Raw genomic sequence first — 19,934 nt, forward strand, 5'->3', positions numbered from 1 at the left:
AGGCGCGGTGCCGGTCGGACCGGCACCGCGCCTCCTGCGGGCTCTCGCGGGGCGTCAGCCCGCGGCGACCTGCTGGTCGCGCTTCGGCAGCACCCAGCCCGGGCGGACGAAGTGGCAGGTGTAGCCGTAGGGGTCCTTCTCGAGGTAGTCCTGGTGCTCTTCTTCTGCCTGCCAGAAGTCGCCGGCCGGCGTGACCTCGGTGACGACCTCGCCGGGCCAGAGGCCGGAGGCGTCGACGTCGGCGATGGTGTCGAGCGCCGTCGCCCGCTGCTCGTCGTTCGTGTAGAAGATCGCCGAGCGGTAGCTGTCGCCGACGTCGTTGCCCTGGCGGTCCTTCGTCGACGGGTCGTGGATCTGGAAGAAGAACTCGAGGATCTCGCGGTACGAGGTCAGGCCCGGGTCGAAGACGATCTCGACGGCCTCGGCGTGGCCGCGGTGGTTGCGGTACGTCGCGTTCGGCACGCTGCCGCCCGAGTAGCCGACGCGCGTCGAGACGATGCCCGGCCGACGGCGCAGCAGCTGCTGGGCGCCCCAGAAGCAGCCTCCGGCGAGGATCGCGGTCTCGGTCGTGCCGCTGGGGGCAGGGGTGGATTCGGGGGAGAAGAGCGTCATGTAGGCACCGTATCCTTCGGTTTCGAGTGAGGCGTAGGGGACGAAGCGGAGGGCCGCCGAGTTGATGCAGTAGCGCAGCCCGCCGGTGGCGGTGGGGCCGTCACCGAAGACGTGCCCGAGGTGGCTGTCGCCCGCGGACGACCGCACCTCGGTGCGCTTGAAGAACAGCCCCTCGCGCTTCTCGACGACGTGTTCGGCGTCGATCGGACGGGTGAAGCTCGGCCAACCGGTGCGGCTGTCGAACTTGTCGACCGAGGCGAACAGGGGCTCACCCGAGACGACGTCGACGTAGATGCCGGCGTCCTTCGAGTCCCAGAACTCGTTGCGGAACGCCGGTTCGGTGCCGCCGCCCTGGGTCACGCGGCGCTGGGTCGAGGTGAGACGGGCGACCGCCTCGGGGTCTTTCCGGTACTGGTTCGACATGATGCCTCCTGTTCGTCGGCGCCGGTGCGATCGGATGGGGTCGGGTGCCCGCGGTCGCCTCGGTGCCTCTCGTGACAACACCGGAGCGGTGCCGGGTGTTCCGAAGGCCTGCGAGGATCGACGCATGAGCCTGATCCGACTGAACGACGTGACCGTCCGCTTCGACGGCACCCCGGTGGTGCGCGAGGCGTTCTTCCGCCTCGACGAGAAGGAGCGCGTCGGGCTGATCGGTCGCAACGGCAGCGGCAAGTCGACCCTGCTCAAGCTGATGCTCGACCAGGTGCAGCCCGACGAGGGCACGGTCACGCTCGAGCAGGGCGTGCGGGTCGGCTACTTCTCGCAGTTCTCCGAGCTCGACGGCACGCAGACGATCGTCGAGGTGCTGACCGGGCTCTTCGCCCACGAGCGGGCGATCGAGGCCGACCTGGCGCAGATCGACGCCGACATCGCGGTCGTGGCCGTGGACCCCGACGGCGGGGACGCCCTCGACCAGCTGATCCACCGGCAGTCCGAGCTGTTCGCCGAGATGGACCGGGTCGACGGGTGGGAGTACCCGCGCCGCATCGACACCGCCCTCAGCGTGCTCGGCTTCAGCGACGCGCACCGCAGCAGCCCGATCGACGACCTCAGCGGCGGCTGGCGCAACCGCGCGGCCCTCGCGAAGATCGTCCTCGAGGACCCCGACGTGCTGCTGCTCGACGAGCCCACGAACTTCCTCGACGTGGCGGGCGTCGAATGGCTCGAGGCGTGGTTCCGCGACTTCCACGGGGCCGCGGTGGTCGTGTCGCACGACCGGAGCTTCCTCGACGCGGTCGTCACGCGCATCGTCGAGGTCGAGAACTTCCACCTGCACGACTACCCGGGCGACTTCGCCGAGTACGTGGTGCAGAAGCAGTTCCGGCTGAAGAGCCTCGAGCAGCAGTACGTGCACGAGTCCGAACTGCTCGCGTTCGAGGCCGAGGGCATCTCGGACCGCCGCGACGCGGCCAAGGCCGCCAAGCGGCAGGACGGCGGCGACCTGCTCAAGCAGCTCGCCAAGGTCAAGAAGTCGCGGGCCCCACGCCCGGTCGACCAGATCATCACCGAGATCTACTCGGGCCTTCACGTCAAGGACGTCCTCTGCCGCGTCGACGGCCTCGGCAAGGCGCACGACGACCGCACGCTCTTCGACGACCTGACCTTCGAGCTGCGCCGCGGCGACCGTCTCGTCATCACCGGCGCGAACGGCAGCGGCAAGAGCACCTTGCTGCGGGTGCTCACGGGCGAGGAGCGCGCCGACGCGGGTCGGGCGGCCTGGGCCGGTGGCGTCAAGGTGGTCTCGTACGACCAGGTGCTCGCCGAGCTCGACGACGACGACACCGTGACGCACTCGGTCAACGCGATGCCCGACAGCCTCGCGCTCACCGCGACCCGCAAGTCGGTCGGTCGGTTCCTGGCCATGTTCCAGTTCAGCGAGGCCGACCTCAAGAAGCGCATCGGCTCGCTCTCGGGTGGTCAGCGGGCCCGCGTGGCGATGGCGCAGTGCCTGCTCTCGGGGGCCTCGGTGCTGCTGCTCGACGAACCGACCAACCACCTCGACGTGCCGAGCGCCCAGGTGATGGAGCGGGCGCTGCAGCACTTCCCCGGCGCCGTCGTCGTGGTCAGCCACGACCGGTTCTTCGCCGACAAGGTCGCCACCCGGCGGCTGGTGTTCGGGGCGGACACCGAGCGGCCCGAGCGCGTGGCGGTCACCGCCGCCTGAGTGCGGGCGTGGCGGCCGCCGCGGCCTGAGCGCGGGCATCGCGTCAGCCCTCGCTGGTCAGCCCTCGGTGGTCAGGGGCCCCACGACCTCGGCGACGCCCGAGACGACCAGCCCGTCGGCGTCGTGGTCGAGGGCGGCGTACGCCGCGTCGAGGTCGGGCACGATGTGGCCGTAGACCGGCTTGCCGGTCGCGGCGAGCGTGGCCCAGGTCGCGGCGGGTGCCTGCCAGTCGAGGCCCAGCATGCTCCAGCTCGACGCGGTCCGGCTCAGCAGACCGGGGTCCTCCGCGAGCTCGTCCGCGTAGTAGTACCCCCAGGTCTCGCACCCCCGGGCGGTCGCGAGGTCGCCCCACTCGGTCTGCGTGCAGTAGCCCTTGGCGACGAGGGTCTGCGTCAGGTCGGCCGTGCCGAGCTGCGTCCGGGCGATCTCGAACAGCTCGGGGTAGAAGTCCGCGCCGACGTACTTCGGGTCGACGAAGAGCGCGTGGTCGTGGCCGAACTCGAGGACGATCTCGTCGAAGCGCGCGTAGGGCTGGTCGGACTGGTCGGGGTCGCTCGTCCCCGCCGCCGAGATGCGGTGCCGCTGCACCTCGGCCCAGGTGTGCTCGGCGGCGACGAAACCGGTCGTGCCCGAGGTGCGGTCGAGGGTCTCGTCGTGCAGGCCGAACCAGATGCCGTCCGAGGTGCGGGCGAGCGACATCTCGAGCGCGTCGACTCCCGCCTCGACCGACTGCCGGTACGCGAACAGCGACATCTCGGGCCAGTCGAGCGACCCGCCGCGGTGCGCGACGGTGGCCGGGCTCGCGGCCCGCAACCGGTCGACGGGCCGAGGAGGCGCGGTCGGCGTGACCTGCGCCTCCCCGGTGACGCGGTCGGCCCGGAGGGCGACGCCCGCACCGAGGGTGCCGAGGACGGCGAGTCCGCCCGCGCCGAGCAGCACGGTGCGGCGGGACACGCGGGGCCGGGACGACGGGGCGGGGGGCATGGCTCAATCTTGGGGGTCGCCGGGCCCGGGGCGCGACGCCCGGGGCCCGGATCACCCGGCGGTCGCCCGTGTGTCGTGACCAGGTCTCGCGTTCGTCGCGGCTCTCGACAGGAGGAAGGACGGCAAATAAAACTACAGAAAGGGTTGTGGACTTTGCCCTGAACTTCTATCGTCGGGTCACCGCCGAGGATCGTCGGCAACCATCGAAAAGGGGGAACGATGAAGAAGAAGAACGTGGTGAAGGCCGTTGTCGTGGCATCGTTGGCGGGGCTGTTCGCCGTCGGATCGAGTGTGCCCGCGAGCGCTGCAGGCACGGCGTCCACCAGTGTGGGATCGAGGACTTCCGTGTCCTTGACCACGGACTATCCGAGGATCAGCCCTGTCCTTCCCGAGCGGAACACGCTCTCGGTGACCGTCGCCCTGTCGGGCCACACGGCCAACACCGTCTACGCGTCGTCCGTGCGCATCTGCTCGGGCATCCTGCCCGGGGGAGGTGCCATCGAGTTGTCACCCGCGATCGGCAACCAGAACGGCCAGATCGTCCAGTACCAGTACAAGACCGTCCCGTCGACGGGGTGCCAGACGTGGGCGATCAACCGGACCTTCACCAAGGGCAGCACCGGTGAACTGTTCCGCGTCACGTCCCACGTCAACCGGACCTACACGACGATCTCCGGGTTCAATCGCTGACGGCGAGACCGCCGTCTGCGGCATCGGCGGGTAGTCCCTCCGTGAGAGGGGCCGCTCGCCTTCGTGGTCTCCGAGTACCGCAAGGCACCGGGCCGCGCGCGTAGGGTCGGCCCCATGACCGATCTCGACGGAGCCGTGGTGCTCGTGGCCGGTGCGTCCGGCGGACTGGGGCAGCGGATCGCCGCGATGCTCGAAGACGAGGGGGCCGTCGTCGTGCGCGCCGCCCGACGACCCGAGTCGTTGTCGGGGCCCGGCGCGTACCTCGCCGACCTGCGGGAGCGGTCCGGAGGCGCGGCGCTCGTCCGTTCAGCGCTCGACGAGCACGGCCGGCTCGACGGCGTCGTGGTCGCCGCCGGCGTCGTCGCCTTCGGTGCGGCGAAGGACCTCGACGACGACACGCTCGACGAACTCGTCGAGACGAACGCGCTCGGTCCCATCCGGTTGCTGCGCGCCGCGCACCCCGCGCTCGCCGAGAGCGCCGCCGCCGGCCGCGAACCGTTCGTCGTCACCCTGAGCGGCGTGGTGTCCGAGGCGCCGACCATCGGCATGGCCGCCTACTCGGCGTCGAAGGCCGCGCTCGCCGGGTTCGTCACCGCGGCGGGCCGGGAGTACCGGCGCGACGGCATCCGGGTGCTCGACGCCCGCCCCGGGCACACCGACACCGGTCTCGCCACCCGCGCGGTGGCGGGCGCGGCCCCGGCGTTCGGCTCGGCCCTCGACCCCGATGAGGTGGCCGAGCGGATCGTCCGGGCGATCGCCGACGGCGAGAAGGACCTGCCGAGCTCGGCGTTCACCGCCTGACGCTGACGCTGACGCTGACGCTGACGCCGGGACCGGCCGACGGCCCTAGCTGAACTCGTCGCCGACGAGACGCAGCAGGTCGGCGAGCTGGGCCTGCTGGGCGGGTGAGAGCGAGTGCAGGCGGGCGCTCTCGGCATCGACCAGGCTGAGCATGGCGGCGTCGACCCGGGCGATGCCGTCGGCGGTCACCCTCACGAGGACGCCGCGACCGTCGCTCGGGTCGCCGCGACGCTCGACCAGCCCACGTTCGACGAGACGGTCGAGCCGGTTCGTCATCGTGCCGCTCGTGACCATCGTCGCCGTGACGAGGTGCTTCGGGCTGAGCTGGAACGGGTCGCCGGCCCGGCGGAGGGCCGACAGGACGTCGAACTCCCAGTTCTCGAGGCCGGCGTGGGCGAAGGCCTCGCTGCGGATGCGGTCGAGCCGACGCGACAACCGACGCAGCCGCGAGAAGACGTCGAGGGGTGCGAAGTCGATGTCGGGGCGCTCACGGGCCCAGGCGTCGATGATCAGGTCGACTTCGTCGTTCGTGGCCACGGTGCTGCGTTCCAATCGGTCGGGTCGTGCCTCTCATCTTCGTCCACCCGCCGGGGAATCGGCCACACGGGCCCACGGGCGGCAGCACGGGCGCGGTCGCCTCGGCGGCCAGGCTCGGCTACTGGTACGTCACCAGGTCGGGCGTGGGCGAGACGTCGGCCATGGTCTGCTCGGGGCTGAGCATCGGCGCGTCCTCGTCGTAGAAGTTCTTCCAGCCCCAGGCCACGCCTGCCGGCGCCCCGTCGTGCAGGGTGCGCCAGGTGGCCTGCTTGTCGGGCTGCGAGCCCTGACCGTCGACGTGGATCAGCGTCTCGAGTTGGGGGTGCGAGGTGTCGATCGACGACCGGTCGCGCAGCATGTCGAGCCGGAACTGGTGCAGCACGAACATCTTCGGCGGCAGGCCCTTCGACGCGACCAGGTCGGCCAGCCAGCTCGACACGGCGTTCACCTCGCTCGCCTCGACCCCTCCGATCTGCCGCAGGGGCACCTGGTCGGCCTCGAGGCGCCACTCGGGGTCGAGGGCGAGGCCGACGTTGGGTCGCGACAGCAGCGACTCGTAGCGCTTCGCCTGGCTGACGAAGTCCGCGCGCCCCGGCTGCAGGTCGATCACGACGTACTGGCCGGCCGCGGCGGCGGCGTCGACGTAGGGCGCGATGCTCTCGGCCGAGAGTTCGTTCGAGTAGTCGCCGTCGGCCCCGGCCGCACCGGCGGCCACCGTGGCGATGATCTCGAGCAGGGGGACGACGGGTCGGTCGCTCACCGCGTCGTAGCTCGCCGCGACGGCGTCGGCCCGCTGCACGGTGGCGGCGACGTCCTGCTCGCCGAGCACGCCGAGCGCCCCCGTGCCGGGCGCGCCGTACAGTGCCACGAACCGCCGGTCGGGGAAGAACCGCTGGCCACCACCCGGCAGCTGTTCGCCCGAGCGGGCGGCCGCGACCGACCAGTCGGGGTCGGGGACGGACGCGAACGAGGCGCCGATCAGCACCGTGGCGGTCGTCGTCGAGGCGTGCAGCGCGTCGATCGCCTCGCCGGACGCCTGCAGGTCGACGACCCCGTCGGGCAGGGCCTCGACCTCGGCACCCGCCGCGTGTGCCGTGGCCGTCGCCGCGGCGTCGTCGCCACCGGCCACGACGGCGAGGACGTCGCTGCGCGCCGTGCCCGCCTCGGGGACGTCGACCGAGGAGGCGCTGGTCACGACCTCGACGCCCGTCGCGTCGAGCGCGCCCACGTCGCCCACGCCGAGCACGGTGTCGACGCCGAGCCGGTCGAGCTCGGCCGCCAGCTCCGGCGACGAGCCGTCGGCGGTCGCGTCGGCGGTCGGCTCGGCCTCGGCCGAGTCGGTCGTCGAGCCGGTGGCGGAGGGGGACGGTGACGACGTGCCGCCCGACGACCCCGCCGCGGGCGTCAGCAGCATCGGCACCCGCAGCCGCCGGGCCTCGTCCGAGGCCTCCGCCTGAGCCGCGGTGTCGCCGTCCGGGGCGACGACCGCGACGGGGCTCGAGGCGAACAACACCCGGCTCGCCTCGACGGCCCTCTCGGGTGCGCCGGCCGCGCCGACGACGGTGACCGGCGCCTCCTGCTGTCGGGTGACGAGGGCCGTCCGGTCGTCTGCGCGGTCGACCGAGCTCGCCGTGCAGCCGGCCGTCAGGACGAGGGCGGCGGCCGCGAGTGAGGCGACGGCCGCGACGCGGACGCGGCTGGCGGGGGCCTGGACCAGGCCGGTGCGGGCCGAGCGGAGGCGGTCGGAACGGGTTCGGGCAGGGCGGTTTCGGGCGGAGCGGGTTCGGGACGACACCGATCCACGGTAACCGCGACCGCCGACGTCGGCTCACCGTCAGGTCAGCTCAGGACGTCCTTCGTCGTGAAGCGGCCGAGCGCCAGGGCGCCGAACACGGCGACGTAGCCCGCCTGCAGCAGGGCGTTGGCGGCGAACGAGTCCCACGAGATCGGATCGCGCATCAGGTCGGCGAAGCCCAGCCAGTGGTGGGTGAACAGCCACGGGTCGAGGGCGTCCAGCTGCGGCAGCGCGTCGACGATCTGGGCGACGGTCGAGAGCACGATCGTCGCCGCCATGGCCCCGACGGGCACGCTCGTCAGCGTCGAGGCGAACAGGCCGATCGCGCTCAGGCCGAGCAGTGACAGCGTGACGTAGAGCGCCATCAGCAGCAGCCTCAGGGCGTAGTCGCCGAGGCCGATCGTCTGGCCCGAGAGCAGGGTCACCGGCCCGATCGGGAACAGCGCGGCCCCGGCGATCGCCCCGAACACGACCACGACCAGGGTCGCTGCGAGGCAGAACGCCGCCGCGGCGACGTACTTGACGAGCAGGAGGCGCACCCGGCCCACCGGGGTCACCAGCAGGTACCGCAGGGTGCCCAGGCTCGCTTCACCGGCGATCGTGTCACCGGCGACGACGCCCACCGTGAGGGGGAGGAAGAGCGGGATGGCCACCGTCAGTGCGGTGAGCGAGACGAAGAGGCCGTTCTGGGTGATGTCGCCCAGGAAGGCCGGCCCGCGGCCGCTGCCTCCGTCGGCCGTCGTGACGCGGACGGCGACGGCGAGCAGCACGGGGATGAGCGCCAGGGCGCCGAGCAGGGCGATGGTTCGCACGCGGTGGAAGAGCACGGCGAGCTCGCTGCCGAGCAGGGCGAGGCCGAGTCCGCCGCGGGGGCCGTCGCCGGGCTCGTCGGCGGTGCGGTCCGCGTCGGGACGCGCGCCCACGGGCTCAGCCGGCGACATCGAAGCCCTCCCCGGTCAGGTCGACGAAGCGGTCCTCGAGGGTCGCGCCCGCCACCTCGAAGCCCCGCACGCGCACGTCGGCGGCGACGAGGGCCGCGACGATCGACTCGGGCGAGAGCCCCTCGACGGCGAGGTCGGCCTCGACGCGCACGGAGCCGCCCGCGGTGGCGGGCGTCGCGTCCGACCGGGCCGGCGCCTCCGGGGCGAGCCCGAGGCGGGTCAGGACGTCTCGCGCGACGTCGGGGTCGGGGGTGAGCAGTCGGACGCGGTGCGCGCCGAGGGCCCGGAGGTCGTCGAGCGTGCCCTGGGTGAGCAGCCGCCCGGCGCTCATCACGCCGATGTGCGTGCACATCTGCTCGACCTCGCTCAGCAGGTGGCTCGAGACGAAGACCGTCGTGCCCTCGTCGGCCAGCGAGCGGATCAGGCCACGCACCTCGCGCGTGCCCTGCGGGTCGAGGCCGTTGCTCGGCTCGTCGAGCACGAGCAGGTCGCGGGGCATCAGCAGGGCGTTCGCGATGCCCAGGCGCTGCTTCATGCCGAGCGAGTAGGCGTGCGCCTTCTTCGAAGCGGCGTGCCCGAGGCCGACGCGGTCGAGTGCCGCGTCGACGCGGGCGCGGCGCGTGGCGGCGGGTGCCCTGCGGTCGCCCGAGTCGAGGCGGTGCAGGTTGGCCCGCCCCGAGAGGAAGGGGTAGAAGGCCGGGCCCTCGACCAGGGCGCCCACCCGGGGCAGGACGCGCCGGAGGTCGTCGGGCATCGAGCCACCCAGCACGCGGATGTCGCCGCTCGTCGCCGAGGTGAGCCCCAGCAGCATGCGGATCGTGCTGGTCTTGCCCGAACCGTTCGGGCCGAGGAACCCGTAGACGCTGCCGTGCGGCACCGCGAGGTCGACGCCGTCGACGGCCCGCTGGCGCCCGAACTGCTTCGTCAGGCCGGTCGTCTCGACGGCGAACGCCCCGCGCGGCCCGGCGACGTCGTGCGACGACCGGACCGCGGTGGTGTCGTGGCTCACCGGCCGGGGGTCACTGACCGGCCGCGGCGGCCTGGACGGCCTCGGCGTCGACGGCACCGGCGAACACCCGGCCGTCGTCGGTGAGCAGCACCGAGACGAGCGAGGTCTCGAGCACACGTCCGCCGTCGACCTTCGTGGTCAGCTGGTCGAGCAGGTCGGTCGTCTCGGACGACGACGCACGGTCGGTCGAGCCGGCGGCGGGGGTCACGCCGACGACGGTGCTCCAGCCCGAACCGACGACGGTCTTCTCCGCGTGCGTGCCCTCGGCCTTCGCCTGGCCGGAGGCGCGGTCCGGCGCCGTCGCCTCGGTCACGGTCGCGTCCGCCGGGGGAGTGAAGGCGAAGACGGACGCCGCAGGGGCGCCGAAGTCGACCGACGTGAACCCGGCCGAGAGCGCGGGGTCGGCCTGACCCTTGGCGTCGACGACCACCTTGAGCGGGACGCCGGTCTCGGCGTCGACGGTCAGGGTGGCGCGGGCGACGAGGGTCGAGGCGTCCTTCGGCGTGAGGACGACCTGGTAAGCGTCGCGTCCGGCGACGCTGACGTCGGACTCGGCGGTCACCGTGGTCGTCGGCTCGACGTTCGCCAGGACGAGGGCGGCCAGCTCGGCGGGCGTCTGCGGCACGGCCGTGCCGTCGGGAAGGACGGAGGGGCGTTCGGCGCCGCTCGCGTCGGGCAGCGTGGCGTGCGTGGCCTCCTTCGTCTTCGAGTCGTAGGCCCAGACGCTCGAGCCGTCGCGGATCACGTTGCGCTCGGCCAGGTCGTCGATGACCTGCACCCGCTGCTTCGAGGCCCCGTCGGCGTAGACCTTGGCCGTGTGACTGCCGGTCAGCAGCTCGAGGGCGCCCGCGACGCCGGACGAGTCCGAGCCGCCGGAGTGCTGGGCCGACACGTCGGGCAGCCCGAGGTCGGACGTCTGCTCGACCGTGCCCGAGTACGACGCGTCCGAACTCGACGCGGCGAGTGCCAGCACCTGCTGCGGCGTTTTGTCGGGCAGGTCGACGTCGGCGGTGGCCGAGACGGCGGGGACCACGATGCTCGCGGCGATGACGGCCACGGGGACGGCGGCGGCGGTAGCCCAGCGGGTGGACTTCTTCATGACGATCGAGACCTCTCACGCCGGGCCCCGAGCGGGTCGACGACAGAGCCGGAGACTACGCGCGAAGCCTGGAGATCGCTGTCACCCGGACGGTCGGTCGCTCGACGTCGACAGAGCGTCGCCGAGGGACGCCCGGCGCACCCCGGCGACGGCGGGCGTCAGAGCTCGACGACCTCGAACTCGAGCAGGTCGGCACCGGTCGCGACGGGCCCGCGCGGGGCGTCGCCGGCACCGGTCGGGCGGGCGTGGGCGGCCTTCGCCCCGTCGGCCGACCAGGCCGTGAAGTCCTCTTCACTGCGCCAGGTGGTCACGACGAAGTAGCGGTCCTCGCCCGCCACAGGACGCAGCAGCTGGAAGCCCTCGAACCCCTCGGCCCCGTCGACCGAGTGCTTGCGCGCCGCGAAGCGCTTCTCGAGTTCGGGGCCGGACCCCTCGGGGACGTGGATGGCGTTGATCTTGACGACGGACACGGCGTGGCCTTTCGGTGGGGTGGAGGCAGGGGGTGGGGGAGCGGACCCCCGGGAGGTGCGGTGCAGGCAGGCGGGACGCCCGCGTCAGGCGGTCTTCATGACGTTCGCCGTGAACCCCTGGACGCGCTCGGTCAGTCCGATCGAGCGGCGCTCGATCTGCTCGGGCGGGTTGAGGTGCGGCGGCGCGACGCGGATCAGCAGCGAGCAGGCGAGGTCCTCGCAGATGTAGGTGCCGAGCGTGTTGCCGTTCAGTCCGGCCTCGCCGGCCTTCGGCGCGGTGAAGAGGCGCACCTGCGTCGCCGGCTGCGGCGAGTGGCAGAGCGAGCACATCGCGGCGATGCCGGGCCGGAGCGAACTGCTCGACGACCGCACGACGAGGCCGACCGGCCGGTCGTCCATCCAGTGCACGATGTACCCGCGGTGGTGGGCCTGCGGGTCACGCCAGCCCAAGAACTCGCGGTCGTCCCAGAGCATCTCGTGCAACCCGGGGATCGGCAGGCGGTCGAGGTCGCCCGGCAGGGCGTTGACGAAGGACTCGCGGATGTCGGTCTCGGTCAGCGGCTTCATGTTCTCCCTCGTGCCGTCGGGTCTCGTCAGCCTACGCGTCGGTCTAGCGTGGGCGCGTGACGATCCCCGAGGCCGAGCGTGAGCAGCTCGTCACGCGTCGCCTGCGGGCCGCGGGCTGTGTCTTCGCCGAGGACGAGGCACGGGTGCTGCTCGCCGAGGCCGCCGACGACGACGCGCTCGAGTCGATGGTGGCCGAGCGGGTCGCGGGTCGACCGCTCGAACAGGTCGTCGGCTGGGCGGCGTTCGCCGGACTCCGGATCGTCGTCGAGCCGGGCGTCTTCGTGCCCCGACGCCGCACCGAACTGGTCCTCCGCCAGGCCTCCGCGGCGCTCGCGGCAGCGGAACCGATCGGCGGTCCGACCACTCGTCGCGGCCCCGTGCTCGAACTCTGCTGCGGAGCCGCCGCGGTGGCCACGGCCCTGGCCGTCGAGCACCCGGGCCTCGACCTGTGGGCGACCGACCTCGACCCGGCGGCCGTCCACTGCGCCCGTCGCAACCTCGCCGACCAGGGCGCGGTCGTCGAGGGCGACCTCTTCGACGGCCTGCCCGCGTCGCTCCGCGGCCGCCTGCGCGTCGTCGCGGCGAACGCGCCGTACGTGCCGACCGACGCGATCGCGTCCCTGCCGCCCGAGGCGCGCCTCCACGAGTCGTCGCTCGCCCTCGACGGCGGCGCCGACGGGCTCGACCTGCACCGGCGGATCGCCGCCGAGACCGGCGCGTGGCTGGCGCCGGGCGGCACGCTCGTCGTCGAGACGAGCGTCGGTCAGGCGGACGACACCCGGGAGGCGCTGGTCACCGAGGGCCTCCGGGCCCGGGTCGTCCGCGACGACGAGGTCGACGGCACGGTCATCGTCGCCGTCGCGCCGTAGCCGGGCTGCGTCGTCGGCCGTCGCCGTCGCGGTCGTCGTCGGCCGTCGCAGTCGGCGTCCGCCGCCGGGCACCGGCCGGACGACTGCGGCCGTCGGGTCAGACGTCGGCCGGCGTGACCGAGTCGACGACGGGGGACTCGGGGGTGCCCGAGATCCGGCAGGTCCACTCGGTGGCCGGGCGGCCGTCGGAGAGGTGGCCCATCGTGACGGTGGCCACCGCGCCCGTGTCGCTGTCTTGGACGTCGTCGGCCTCGTAGGCCCAGACGTCGCCGAGGAACGGCAGGTCGGGGTTCTGCTCGCCGACCGCCGTGACGCACGCGTGCCACGCGGGGGGCGCCTCCTGGGCCTCGGCCGTGGCGGGGGCGGGCGGTTCGGTCTCGGGCAGTGCGGTGGCGTCGGGCAGGGCCGTCGCGATGTCGGACGCCGTCGGCGAGGGCTCCGCCTGCTGCGTGGTCGTCGGGCCGGGGCTCGAGCTCGCGGCCGGGGCTCCGCCCGCGCAGCCCGTGACGAGCAGGGCGACGGCGAGGCCGACGACGGTCAGGGCTGCGGGCGAGCCCGCTCGACGGGACGGTCGGGGGGTGCGGGGCACGGGGGCTCCTCGGGACGGTGCAGCGCGACGGGGTGTTGCACAGGGTAGCGAGCGGCACGGCCGCGCACCACGCCGACACGGAGCCGACACGGAGGTTCGCCCGGCACCCTGGTCGGATGACCGACACGGACAACCGCGAAAAGACCGCACTCGAGCAGGCCATCAGCAAGGGGCAGGCGGGTGAGGGCGACATGAACAGCGTGCTCGCCGAGTTCGTCAACGCCCACGTCGTCGTCGCGACGGCCACCGACGCGCAGGAGTCCCTGAACGACCTGCAGCCCGTGCTGTTCGACCGGGAGGGCGTGCCGATGCTCGCCGCCTTCACCCACGTCGACATGATCGGCGAGCAGGTCAAGGGCGTCGCGCAGTACTCGGCCACGCTGCCGGCCGCCGAGCTCGTGCAGGCGATCCCGGCCGAGACCGGCCTCGTCGTGAACCCGGGCAACCACGAGGGCTTCGAGATGCTGCCCGAGGGCGTCAGCCAGCTCGCCGACGACGTGCGCAAGCTCGTCGCCGCCCACGAGGCAGCCGGCTCGCCCGAGCCCGGCGAGCCGTCGCGCGCCGTCTAGGCCCGCCCCGACGCACCCGCACCACCCGACGCCCCGACCGCCACCCGGTCGGGGCGTCCGTCGTGCGGGCCGTCGTCGCCGCGATCCCGTCCGATCCGGCCGGATCTCGAAACCTGCGTGTCACACGACGGCGCTAGGCTGACGCCACAACCGAACATCGGGCCACGAACACGTCGCGGGAGAGCTCCGGTGCGCAGAGACTGCGCCGACCGGGCACCGAAGGAGCAAGCTCCCCGCCAATCTCTCAGGTACGCGTACCGCGACGGACTGGCCACTCTGAAAAGCAGGAGGCGCGAGGCGGTCGACAGATCCCTCGCCGGTCCTCGCCCACGGTGAAAACCGGCCCCGGCCGGTGAAGCTCTCAGGCCCATGACAGAGGGGGAGTCCGCACCGGCGACCGCCGGCGCGCACTGCCCCGTCGTGCCCATCGGCACGACACCGTTACCGGCCGAGACACCTGGCGGCCGGTCCGTCCCTCCAGGAGCACGATGTCCGACGCAGCCTCGAACCTGCCCGCCGCCCCCGGGCCCGACGGCGACGACCTCTCGGGCGTCGACGCGACCGTCGAACCCGCCGGTGACGTGGTGCTGTCCGACGACGGCACCGAGGGCATCGCGACGGGGCCCGGCGACGCCGACGACCTGGCCGTCTCCGACGAGCCCGACGAGCGCTTCAGCCCGTTGCACGAGGTGCACGTCGCCGCCGGGGCCGTCTTCACCGACTTCGCCGGCTGGCAGATGCCGGTCCGCTACGACTCCGACCTCGCCGAGCACCACGCCGTCCGCACGGCCGCCGGCCTCTTCGACCTCTCGCACATGGCCGAGATCGCGGTCGTCGGGCCCGACGCCGGGGTGTTCCTCGACCACGCCCTGGCCGGCACGCTGTCGACCATCGCGGTCGGGCGGGCCAAGTACTCCCTGCTGCTCGCCGCCGAGGGGGGCATCGTCGACGACCTCGTCGTCTACCGCCTCGACGAGCACGACTACCTGGTGGTGGCCAACGCGGGAAACCGCGAGGCGGCCTTCGCGGCCCTGGCGACCCGCGCCTCCGGGTTCGACGTCACGATCGACGACGAGAGCGACGACACCGCGTTGATCGCCGTGCAGGGCCCCGAGAGCGAGGGCGTGCTCGACGAGCTCGTCACGGCCGACCGGCTGCAGCCCGACGCCCCGCTGTCGACGTTGCGGTACTACCGCGTGCTGCAGGGCACCTTCGACGACGCCCCCGTGCTGATCGCCCGCACCGGCTACACGGGCGAGGACGGCTTCGAGCTCTACGTCGACCCCGAGACCGCCCCCGTGCTCTGGGCCGCGATCGCCGAGGCCGGCGAACCCCGGGGGCTCGTGCCCGCGGGCCTCGCCAGTCGCGACACGCTGCGCCTCGAGGCCGGCATGCCCCTCTACGGCCACGAGCTCGGCCTCGACGTGCGCCCCGACCAGGCGGGCCTCGGCCGAGTCGTCGACACCTCGAAAGAGTTCGTCGGGCGTCAGGGCGTCGAGCCGGCCGCCGGCGCGCGCGTCCTCGTCGGCCTGACCCTGACCGGGCGCCGGGCCGCCCGGGCCGGCTACCCGGTGGTCACCGACGACGGCACCGTCGTCGGCGAGGTCACGAGCGGCGCCCTCTCGCCGACCCTCGGCCACCCGGTCGCCATGGCCTTCGTCGACCCCGACGTGGTCGACCGGGGCCCGGCGCTCGCCGTCGACGTCCGGGGCACCGCGGTCGCCGCGACCGTCGTCCCGCTGCCCTTCTACAAGCGCTCCTAGGCACCCCACCCTCGAAAGGACCGGCCATGACCGATCTCACCGCACTGAAGTACACCGCCGAGCACGAGTGGCTCCTGATCGACGGCGACACCGCGACCGTGGGCATCACCGACTACGCGGCCGACAAGCTCGGCGACGTCGTCTACGTCGACCTGCCCGCCGAGGGCACCGAGGTCGAGACCGGCACGGTCGTCGGCGAGATCGAGTCGACGAAGTCGGTCGGCGAGCTCTTCGCCCCGGCGCTCGGCACGGTGCTCGAGGCCAACCAGGCCGTCGTCGACAGCCCCGACCTGGTCAACAGCGACCCGTTCGGCGAGGGCTGGCTCATCAAGATCACCCTGTCGTCGACCGACGGCCAGGGCCTGCTCTCGCGCGACGAGTACGTCGCGCTGACCGCCGAATGAGCACCGGGCAGACCGGCGGGTCGGTCTTCGGCGGCTGGTCCGACCAGGTCGCCACCGGCTTCGTCGACCGCCACGTCGGCACCACCCCCGGCGACCAGGCGACCATGCTCGCCGCCGTCGGCCACGACAGCGTCGAGTCGCTCGTCGCGGCCGCCGTGCCCGACGCGATCCACGCCACCGCGCTCGAGCACAGCGTGCTGCCCGAACCGATCGGCGAAGAAGAGGCGCTCGCCGAGCTGCGGGCCCTCGCCGGGCGCAACCGCGTCTCGCGCACCCTGCTCGGCCTGGGGTACTACGACACGGTCACGCCGGCGGTCATCCAGCGCAACGTGCTCGAGAACCCGAGCTGGTACACGGCCTACACGCCCTACCAGCCCGAGATCTCGCAGGGCCGGCTCGAGGCCCTGATCAACTTCCAGACCATGGTGGCCGAGCTCACCGGGCTGACGACGGCCAACGCCTCGATGCTCGACGAGGGCACCGCCGTCGTCGAGGGCATGCTGCTGGCCCGCCGGGCGTCGAAGGCGAAGACCGACGTCTTCGTCGTCGACAGCGACACCTTCCCGCAGACCAAGGCCCTGCTCGCCGGCCGTGCCGAGGCCGTCGGCATCGAGCTCGTCGAGCTCGACCTGTCGGTGCTCGACCCCGCCGAGCTGCCCGAGTCGTTCGGCGTCTTCGTGCAGTACCCCTCGGCCTCGGGTTCCGTCTGGAGCCCCCGTGCCGTCGTCGAGGCCGCCCACGCCCACGGTGGGCTGGCCGTCGTCGCCGCCGACCTGCTGGCGCTGACCCTGGTCGAGGCGCCCGGCGAGTTCGGGGCCGACGTCGCCGTCGGCACCAGCCAGCGCTTCGGCGTGCCGATGGGCTTCGGCGGGCCGCACGCGGGCTACATGGCCGTGCGCACGGGCCTCGAGCGCCAGCTGCCCGGCCGCCTGGTCGGCGTCTCGCAAGACGCGACGGGCCAGCCCGCCTACCGGCTCAGCCTGCAGACCCGCGAGCAGCACATCCGCCGCGAGAAGGCCACGTCGAACATCTGCACCGCCCAGGTGCTGCTCGCCGTCATGGCGTCGATGTACGCGGTCTACCACGGCCCCTGGGGCCTCCGGCACATCGCGACGCGCGTGCACGGCCACGCGTCCGACCTCGCGGCGGCGATCGGTGCCAGCGAGCTCGAGCTCGAGAACGACTCGTTCTTCGACACGCTGCAGGTCTTCGTCCCCGGTCGCGCGGCCGAGATCGTCGGCGCGGCCCACGACCGCGGCTACCTGGTGCACGCCGTCGACGGCGACTGCATCCGGCTCTCGTTCGACGAGACCACCACGCGCGACGACGTGCGCGTCGTCGCCGAGGTGCTCGGAGTCGACCTGCTCGACGCCGCACCCGTCACGGGCCTCGAGGAGGCGCTGCTGCGGACGAGCGACTACCTCACGCACCCGGTCTTCCGCACCCACCGCAGCGAGACCAGCATGATGCGCTACCTCAAGCACCTCGCCGACAAGGACTACGCGCTCGACCGAGGCATGATCCCGCTCGGCAGCTGCACGATGAAGCTCAACGCGGCGACCGAGATGGCTGCGGTCACCTGGCCCGAGTTCGCGGGAGTGCACCCGTTCGCCCCGGCCGACGACGTCGCGGGCTACCTCGACCTGATCGGTCAGCTCGAGGGCTGGCTGGCCGAGGTCACCGGGTACGACACCGTCTCGTTGCAGCCGAACGCGGGCAGCCAGGGCGAGCTCGCCGGCCTGCTGGCGATCCGCGGCTACCACCGGGCGAACGGCGACGCCGACCGCACGGTCTGCCTGATCCCGCAGAGCGCGCACGGCACGAACGCGGCCAGCGCCGTGCTCGCCGGCATGCGCGTCGTGGTGGTGGCCTGCGACGAGGGCGGCAACGTCGACCTCGACGACCTGCGCGCGAAGGTCGAGCAGCACGCGGCGCAGCTCGCGGCGCTCATGATCACCTACCCGTCGACGCACGGCGTGTACGAGCACGACATCGTCGCCCTCACCGACGCGGTGCACGCCGCGGGCGGCCAGGTCTACGTCGACGGGGCGAACCTCAACGCCCTGCTCGGGGTCGCGCGCTTCGGCGACTTCGGGGGCGACGTCTCGCACCTCAACCTGCACAAGACCTTCTGCATCCCCCACGGTGGTGGTGGTCCGGGCGTCGGCCCGGTGGCGGCGAAGGCGCACCTCGCGCCCTTCCTGCCCGGTCACCCGATGGCGCAGCAGGCCGACCGCCGCACGGGTGCCGTCGCCGCGGCCGACGGTGGTCGCCTCGCCCACGCCGGCGTGCCGGTCTCGAGTGCCCCGTACGGGTCGCCGAGCATCCTGCCGATCAGCTGGGCCTACGTCCGCATGATGGGCACCGAGGGCCTCACCCGCGCGACCGGCGCGGCCGTCCTGTCGGCGAACTACGTGGCCGCCCGCCTGCGCGAGCACTTCCCGGTGCTCTACGCCGGCGACAACGGCCTCGTGGCGCACGAGTGCATCCTCGACCTGCGTCCGCTGCGCGACGCGACCGGCGTGACCGTCGACGACGTGGCCAAGCGCCTCATCGACTACGGCTTCCACGCCCCGACGATGTCGTTCCCCGTCGCGGGCACGCTCATGGTCGAGCCGACCGAGAGCGAGGACCTCGCCGAGATCGACCGCTTCGTCGACGCGATGATCGCCATCAAGGGCGAGGCCGACCAGGTCGCGGCGGGCCGGTACACGGCCGAGTCGAGCCCCCTGCGCGGTGCTCCGCACACGGCCGAGTCGGTCGTGGTCGGCGAGTGGACGGCCGAGTACGGCCGCGAGGAGGCCGTGTACCCGGTGCGCTCCCTCGTCCGCGGCAAGTACTGGCCGCCGGTGCGTCGCATCGACCAGGCCTACGGCGACCGCAACCTGTTCTGCAACTGCCCGCCGGCCGAGGCGTTCGCCTAGGTCGCGTCCAGCGCCGGCCGCGCCTCGGACGGGAAACCGCCAGCACCCGATCCCGTCGAGTGCTGGCGGTTCCCTCTTGGTCCCTCGGACGTCGGCCGCCGAGTGTCGCGGAGGGCGTTCACGTAGCGGCGACCGTCCCGATCGACGCCCGGGGGACAGCTCACGCTGTGCGGCTTGCGCGGATCGCGACGACCCGTGGGTACATCAGACTCGCCCCCCGAACGGGTGTCAAGGCCTCGCAGTGAAATCGTCACCGACGCCGTCGTACGGCGCCGCGACGTCGCACGGCGGACCAGGTCGGCGGGGGACGACTCAGGACGGCAGGCCGAAGAGGCTCGGGAACGCCGTCGCGGCCCACGGATAGCCGACGAAGACGGCGGCGTCCATCAAGAAGTGCGCGATCACCAGGGGCAGCACCCGGCCGAAGCGCACGTAGAGCCAGCCGAAGGCGACCCCCATCACGACGTTGCCGACGAAGGCCCCGAACCCCTGGTAGAGGTGGTAGCTGCCGCGCAGCAGGGCCGCGGTGACGATGATCGACCACGTCCGCCAGCCGAGATCGCGGAGGCGCGCGAACAGGTAGGCGACGACGATCACCTCTTCGGTGACGCCGGCCCGCAGGGCCGACAGCAGCAGCACCGGCACCGTCCACCAGTGCTCGCCGAGGTTCGTCGGCACCACCGTGACGGTGAGGTCGAGCGCCTTGCCGACGAGGTACAGCCCGATGCCCGGGATGCCGATGGCGAGCGCGAGCCCGACGCCGCCGAGGGTGTCGCGACCGGCCCGCGAGAAGTCGACGCCGAGGCGGTCGAGGTGCGGCCGCTCCTGTCGCCACAGCAGGAAGGCCACGAGCAGCACCGGCACGAGGTCGACCGCGACGCCGAGCACCTGGTAGGCCAGGTCGAAGAACTCCCGGCTGCTCAGCGGCGAGTTGAGCGTCGCCGTCTGCTGCGAGAGGGCGGTCTGCTGCGTGAGCCGGTTCACGATCGAGAGCACCGAGTACACCGCCGACGCGCCGAGCGACAGCCCGAGCACGATCGCGATCTCGACCCGGAGGCGCGCGCGCGTCATCGGGGCCGGGTACGGTGCGAGGACCACGGGTGGTGTCGCGTCGGAAGCAGGGGCGTCGGGGCGGCTCACGGGGGTG

The 19,934-nt window shown here is 72.9% G+C and carries 19 protein-coding genes and 2 riboswitches; of the genes, 8 read left to right on the forward strand and 11 right to left on the reverse strand.

The features are described 5' to 3' along the window. Window positions 1-54: 54 nt before the first annotated feature. Entirely contained in the window at window positions 55-1,161 is a 1,107-nt protein-coding gene (locus ITJ55_RS10540) for a bifunctional methionine sulfoxide reductase B/A protein (protein WP_370544120.1), read from the reverse strand. Here ITJ55_RS10540 and ITJ55_RS10545 point away from each other — a divergent pair. Next, entirely contained in the window at window positions 1,160-2,776 is a 1,617-nt protein-coding gene (locus ITJ55_RS10545; protein WP_194595310.1) for an ABC-F family ATP-binding cassette domain-containing protein, read from the forward strand. The two genes, ITJ55_RS10540 and ITJ55_RS10545, sit on opposite strands and share 2 nt — an antisense overlap. A gap of 57 nt (window positions 2,777-2,833) precedes the next feature. On the opposite strand, the gene ITJ55_RS10550 is transcribed toward ITJ55_RS10545, so the two are convergent. Further along, entirely contained in the window at window positions 2,834-3,760 is a 927-nt protein-coding gene (locus ITJ55_RS10550; RefSeq protein ID WP_194595311.1) for a glycerophosphodiester phosphodiesterase family protein, read from the reverse strand. A 219-nt stretch (window positions 3,761-3,979) separates the two neighbouring features. On the opposite strand from ITJ55_RS10550, the gene ITJ55_RS10555 reads away from it, so the two are divergent. Together ITJ55_RS10555 and ITJ55_RS10560 are read left to right on the forward strand one after the other, a co-directional pair. Further along, a complete protein-coding gene (locus ITJ55_RS10555) occupies window positions 3,980-4,450 on the forward strand; it encodes a hypothetical protein (protein WP_194595312.1) in 471 nt (156 codons plus the stop codon). Between the two features lie 114 nt (window positions 4,451-4,564). Next, window positions 4,565-5,251, forward strand: a complete 687-nt coding sequence (locus ITJ55_RS10560; protein ID WP_194595313.1) for an SDR family oxidoreductase — start codon at window positions 4,565-4,567, stop codon at window positions 5,249-5,251. Between the two features lie 45 nt (window positions 5,252-5,296). Here the strand turns inward: ITJ55_RS10560 and ITJ55_RS10565 are convergent, their stop codons facing one another. The 7 genes from ITJ55_RS10565 to ITJ55_RS10595 form a co-directional block, all read right to left on the reverse strand. Then, window positions 5,297-5,788 carry a MarR family winged helix-turn-helix transcriptional regulator gene (locus ITJ55_RS10565; protein ID WP_056263039.1) on the reverse strand — a complete coding sequence of 164 codons (492 nt, stop codon included), beginning with the start codon at window positions 5,786-5,788 and terminating at the stop codon, window positions 5,297-5,299. Window positions 5,789-5,906: 118 nt separating this feature from the next. Beyond that, a complete protein-coding gene (locus tag ITJ55_RS10570; RefSeq protein WP_370544121.1) occupies window positions 5,907-7,583 on the reverse strand; it encodes a hypothetical protein in 1,677 nt (558 codons plus the stop codon). Between the two features lie 44 nt (window positions 7,584-7,627). Beyond that, entirely contained in the window at window positions 7,628-8,524 is an 897-nt protein-coding gene (locus tag ITJ55_RS10575; protein ID WP_194595314.1) for an ABC transporter permease, read from the reverse strand. After that, a complete protein-coding gene (locus ITJ55_RS10580) occupies window positions 8,511-9,533 on the reverse strand; it encodes an ATP-binding cassette domain-containing protein (protein ID WP_194595315.1) in 1,023 nt (340 codons plus the stop codon). Before ITJ55_RS10580 ends, ITJ55_RS10575 begins: the two co-directional genes overlap by 14 nt. A gap of 10 nt (window positions 9,534-9,543) precedes the next feature. Continuing rightward, complete coding sequence (locus ITJ55_RS10585) at window positions 9,544-10,632, reverse strand: outer membrane lipoprotein carrier protein LolA (RefSeq protein WP_194595316.1); 1,089 nt, start codon at window positions 10,630-10,632, stop codon at window positions 9,544-9,546. 158 nt (window positions 10,633-10,790) lie between these two features. Next, the gene (locus ITJ55_RS10590; protein WP_194595317.1) at window positions 10,791-11,102 is read right to left on the reverse strand and encodes an antibiotic biosynthesis monooxygenase; all 312 of its coding nucleotides are present in this window, start codon (window positions 11,100-11,102) and stop codon (window positions 10,791-10,793) included. Window positions 11,103-11,186: 84 nt separating this feature from the next. Further along, window positions 11,187-11,669, reverse strand: coding sequence for an FBP domain-containing protein (locus ITJ55_RS10595; RefSeq protein WP_194595318.1), 483 nt, complete (start codon window positions 11,667-11,669; stop codon window positions 11,187-11,189). A gap of 56 nt (window positions 11,670-11,725) precedes the next feature. Between ITJ55_RS10595 and ITJ55_RS10600 the strand changes: the two genes are divergently transcribed. Next, window positions 11,726-12,538 carry a putative protein N(5)-glutamine methyltransferase gene (locus tag ITJ55_RS10600; protein ID WP_370544122.1) on the forward strand — a complete coding sequence of 271 codons (813 nt, stop codon included), beginning with the start codon at window positions 11,726-11,728 and terminating at the stop codon, window positions 12,536-12,538. A gap of 97 nt (window positions 12,539-12,635) precedes the next feature. On the opposite strand, the gene ITJ55_RS10605 is transcribed toward ITJ55_RS10600, so the two are convergent. Further along, entirely contained in the window at window positions 12,636-13,127 is a 492-nt protein-coding gene (locus tag ITJ55_RS10605; RefSeq protein ID WP_194595319.1) for a hypothetical protein, read from the reverse strand. Between the two features lie 116 nt (window positions 13,128-13,243). On the opposite strand from ITJ55_RS10605, the gene ITJ55_RS10610 reads away from it, so the two are divergent. The 4 genes from ITJ55_RS10610 (at window position 13,244) to gcvP (ending at window position 18,787) form a co-directional block, all read left to right on the forward strand. Beyond that, a complete protein-coding gene (locus tag ITJ55_RS10610) occupies window positions 13,244-13,696 on the forward strand; it encodes an SseB family protein (RefSeq protein WP_194595320.1) in 453 nt (150 codons plus the stop codon). 166 nt (window positions 13,697-13,862) lie between these two features. Next, a riboswitch (glycine riboswitch) is annotated at window positions 13,863-13,966 on the forward strand. A gap of 1 nt (window position 13,967) precedes the next feature. After that, a riboswitch (glycine riboswitch) is annotated at window positions 13,968-14,079 on the forward strand. A gap of 258 nt (window positions 14,080-14,337) precedes the next feature. Beyond that, window positions 14,338-15,459 (forward strand): glycine cleavage system aminomethyltransferase GcvT, encoded by a 1,122-nt coding sequence (gene gcvT / locus ITJ55_RS10615; RefSeq protein ID WP_370544154.1) that lies wholly within the window; start codon window positions 14,338-14,340, stop codon window positions 15,457-15,459. 26 nt (window positions 15,460-15,485) lie between these two features. Continuing rightward, window positions 15,486-15,863, forward strand: a complete 378-nt coding sequence (gene gcvH, locus ITJ55_RS10620) for a glycine cleavage system protein GcvH (RefSeq protein ID WP_043595477.1) — start codon at window positions 15,486-15,488, stop codon at window positions 15,861-15,863. Window positions 15,864-15,967: 104 nt separating this feature from the next. Further along, the gene (gene gcvP / locus ITJ55_RS10625; RefSeq protein WP_255521279.1) at window positions 15,968-18,787 is read left to right on the forward strand and encodes an aminomethyl-transferring glycine dehydrogenase; all 2,820 of its coding nucleotides are present in this window, start codon (window positions 15,968-15,970) and stop codon (window positions 18,785-18,787) included. Window positions 18,788-19,099: 312 nt separating this feature from the next. Here the strand turns inward: gcvP and ITJ55_RS10630 are convergent, their stop codons facing one another. Continuing rightward, on the reverse strand, window positions 19,100-19,858 hold the full coding sequence (locus ITJ55_RS10630; RefSeq protein ID WP_194595622.1) for a CPBP family intramembrane glutamic endopeptidase: 759 nt from the start codon (window positions 19,856-19,858) through the stop codon (window positions 19,100-19,102). Between the last annotated feature and the right edge of the window lie 76 nt (window positions 19,859-19,934).

It is taken from the genome of Frigoribacterium sp. VKM Ac-1396 (assembly GCF_015350895.1).
GTDB lineage: Bacteria > Actinomycetota > Actinomycetes > Actinomycetales > Microbacteriaceae > Frigoribacterium.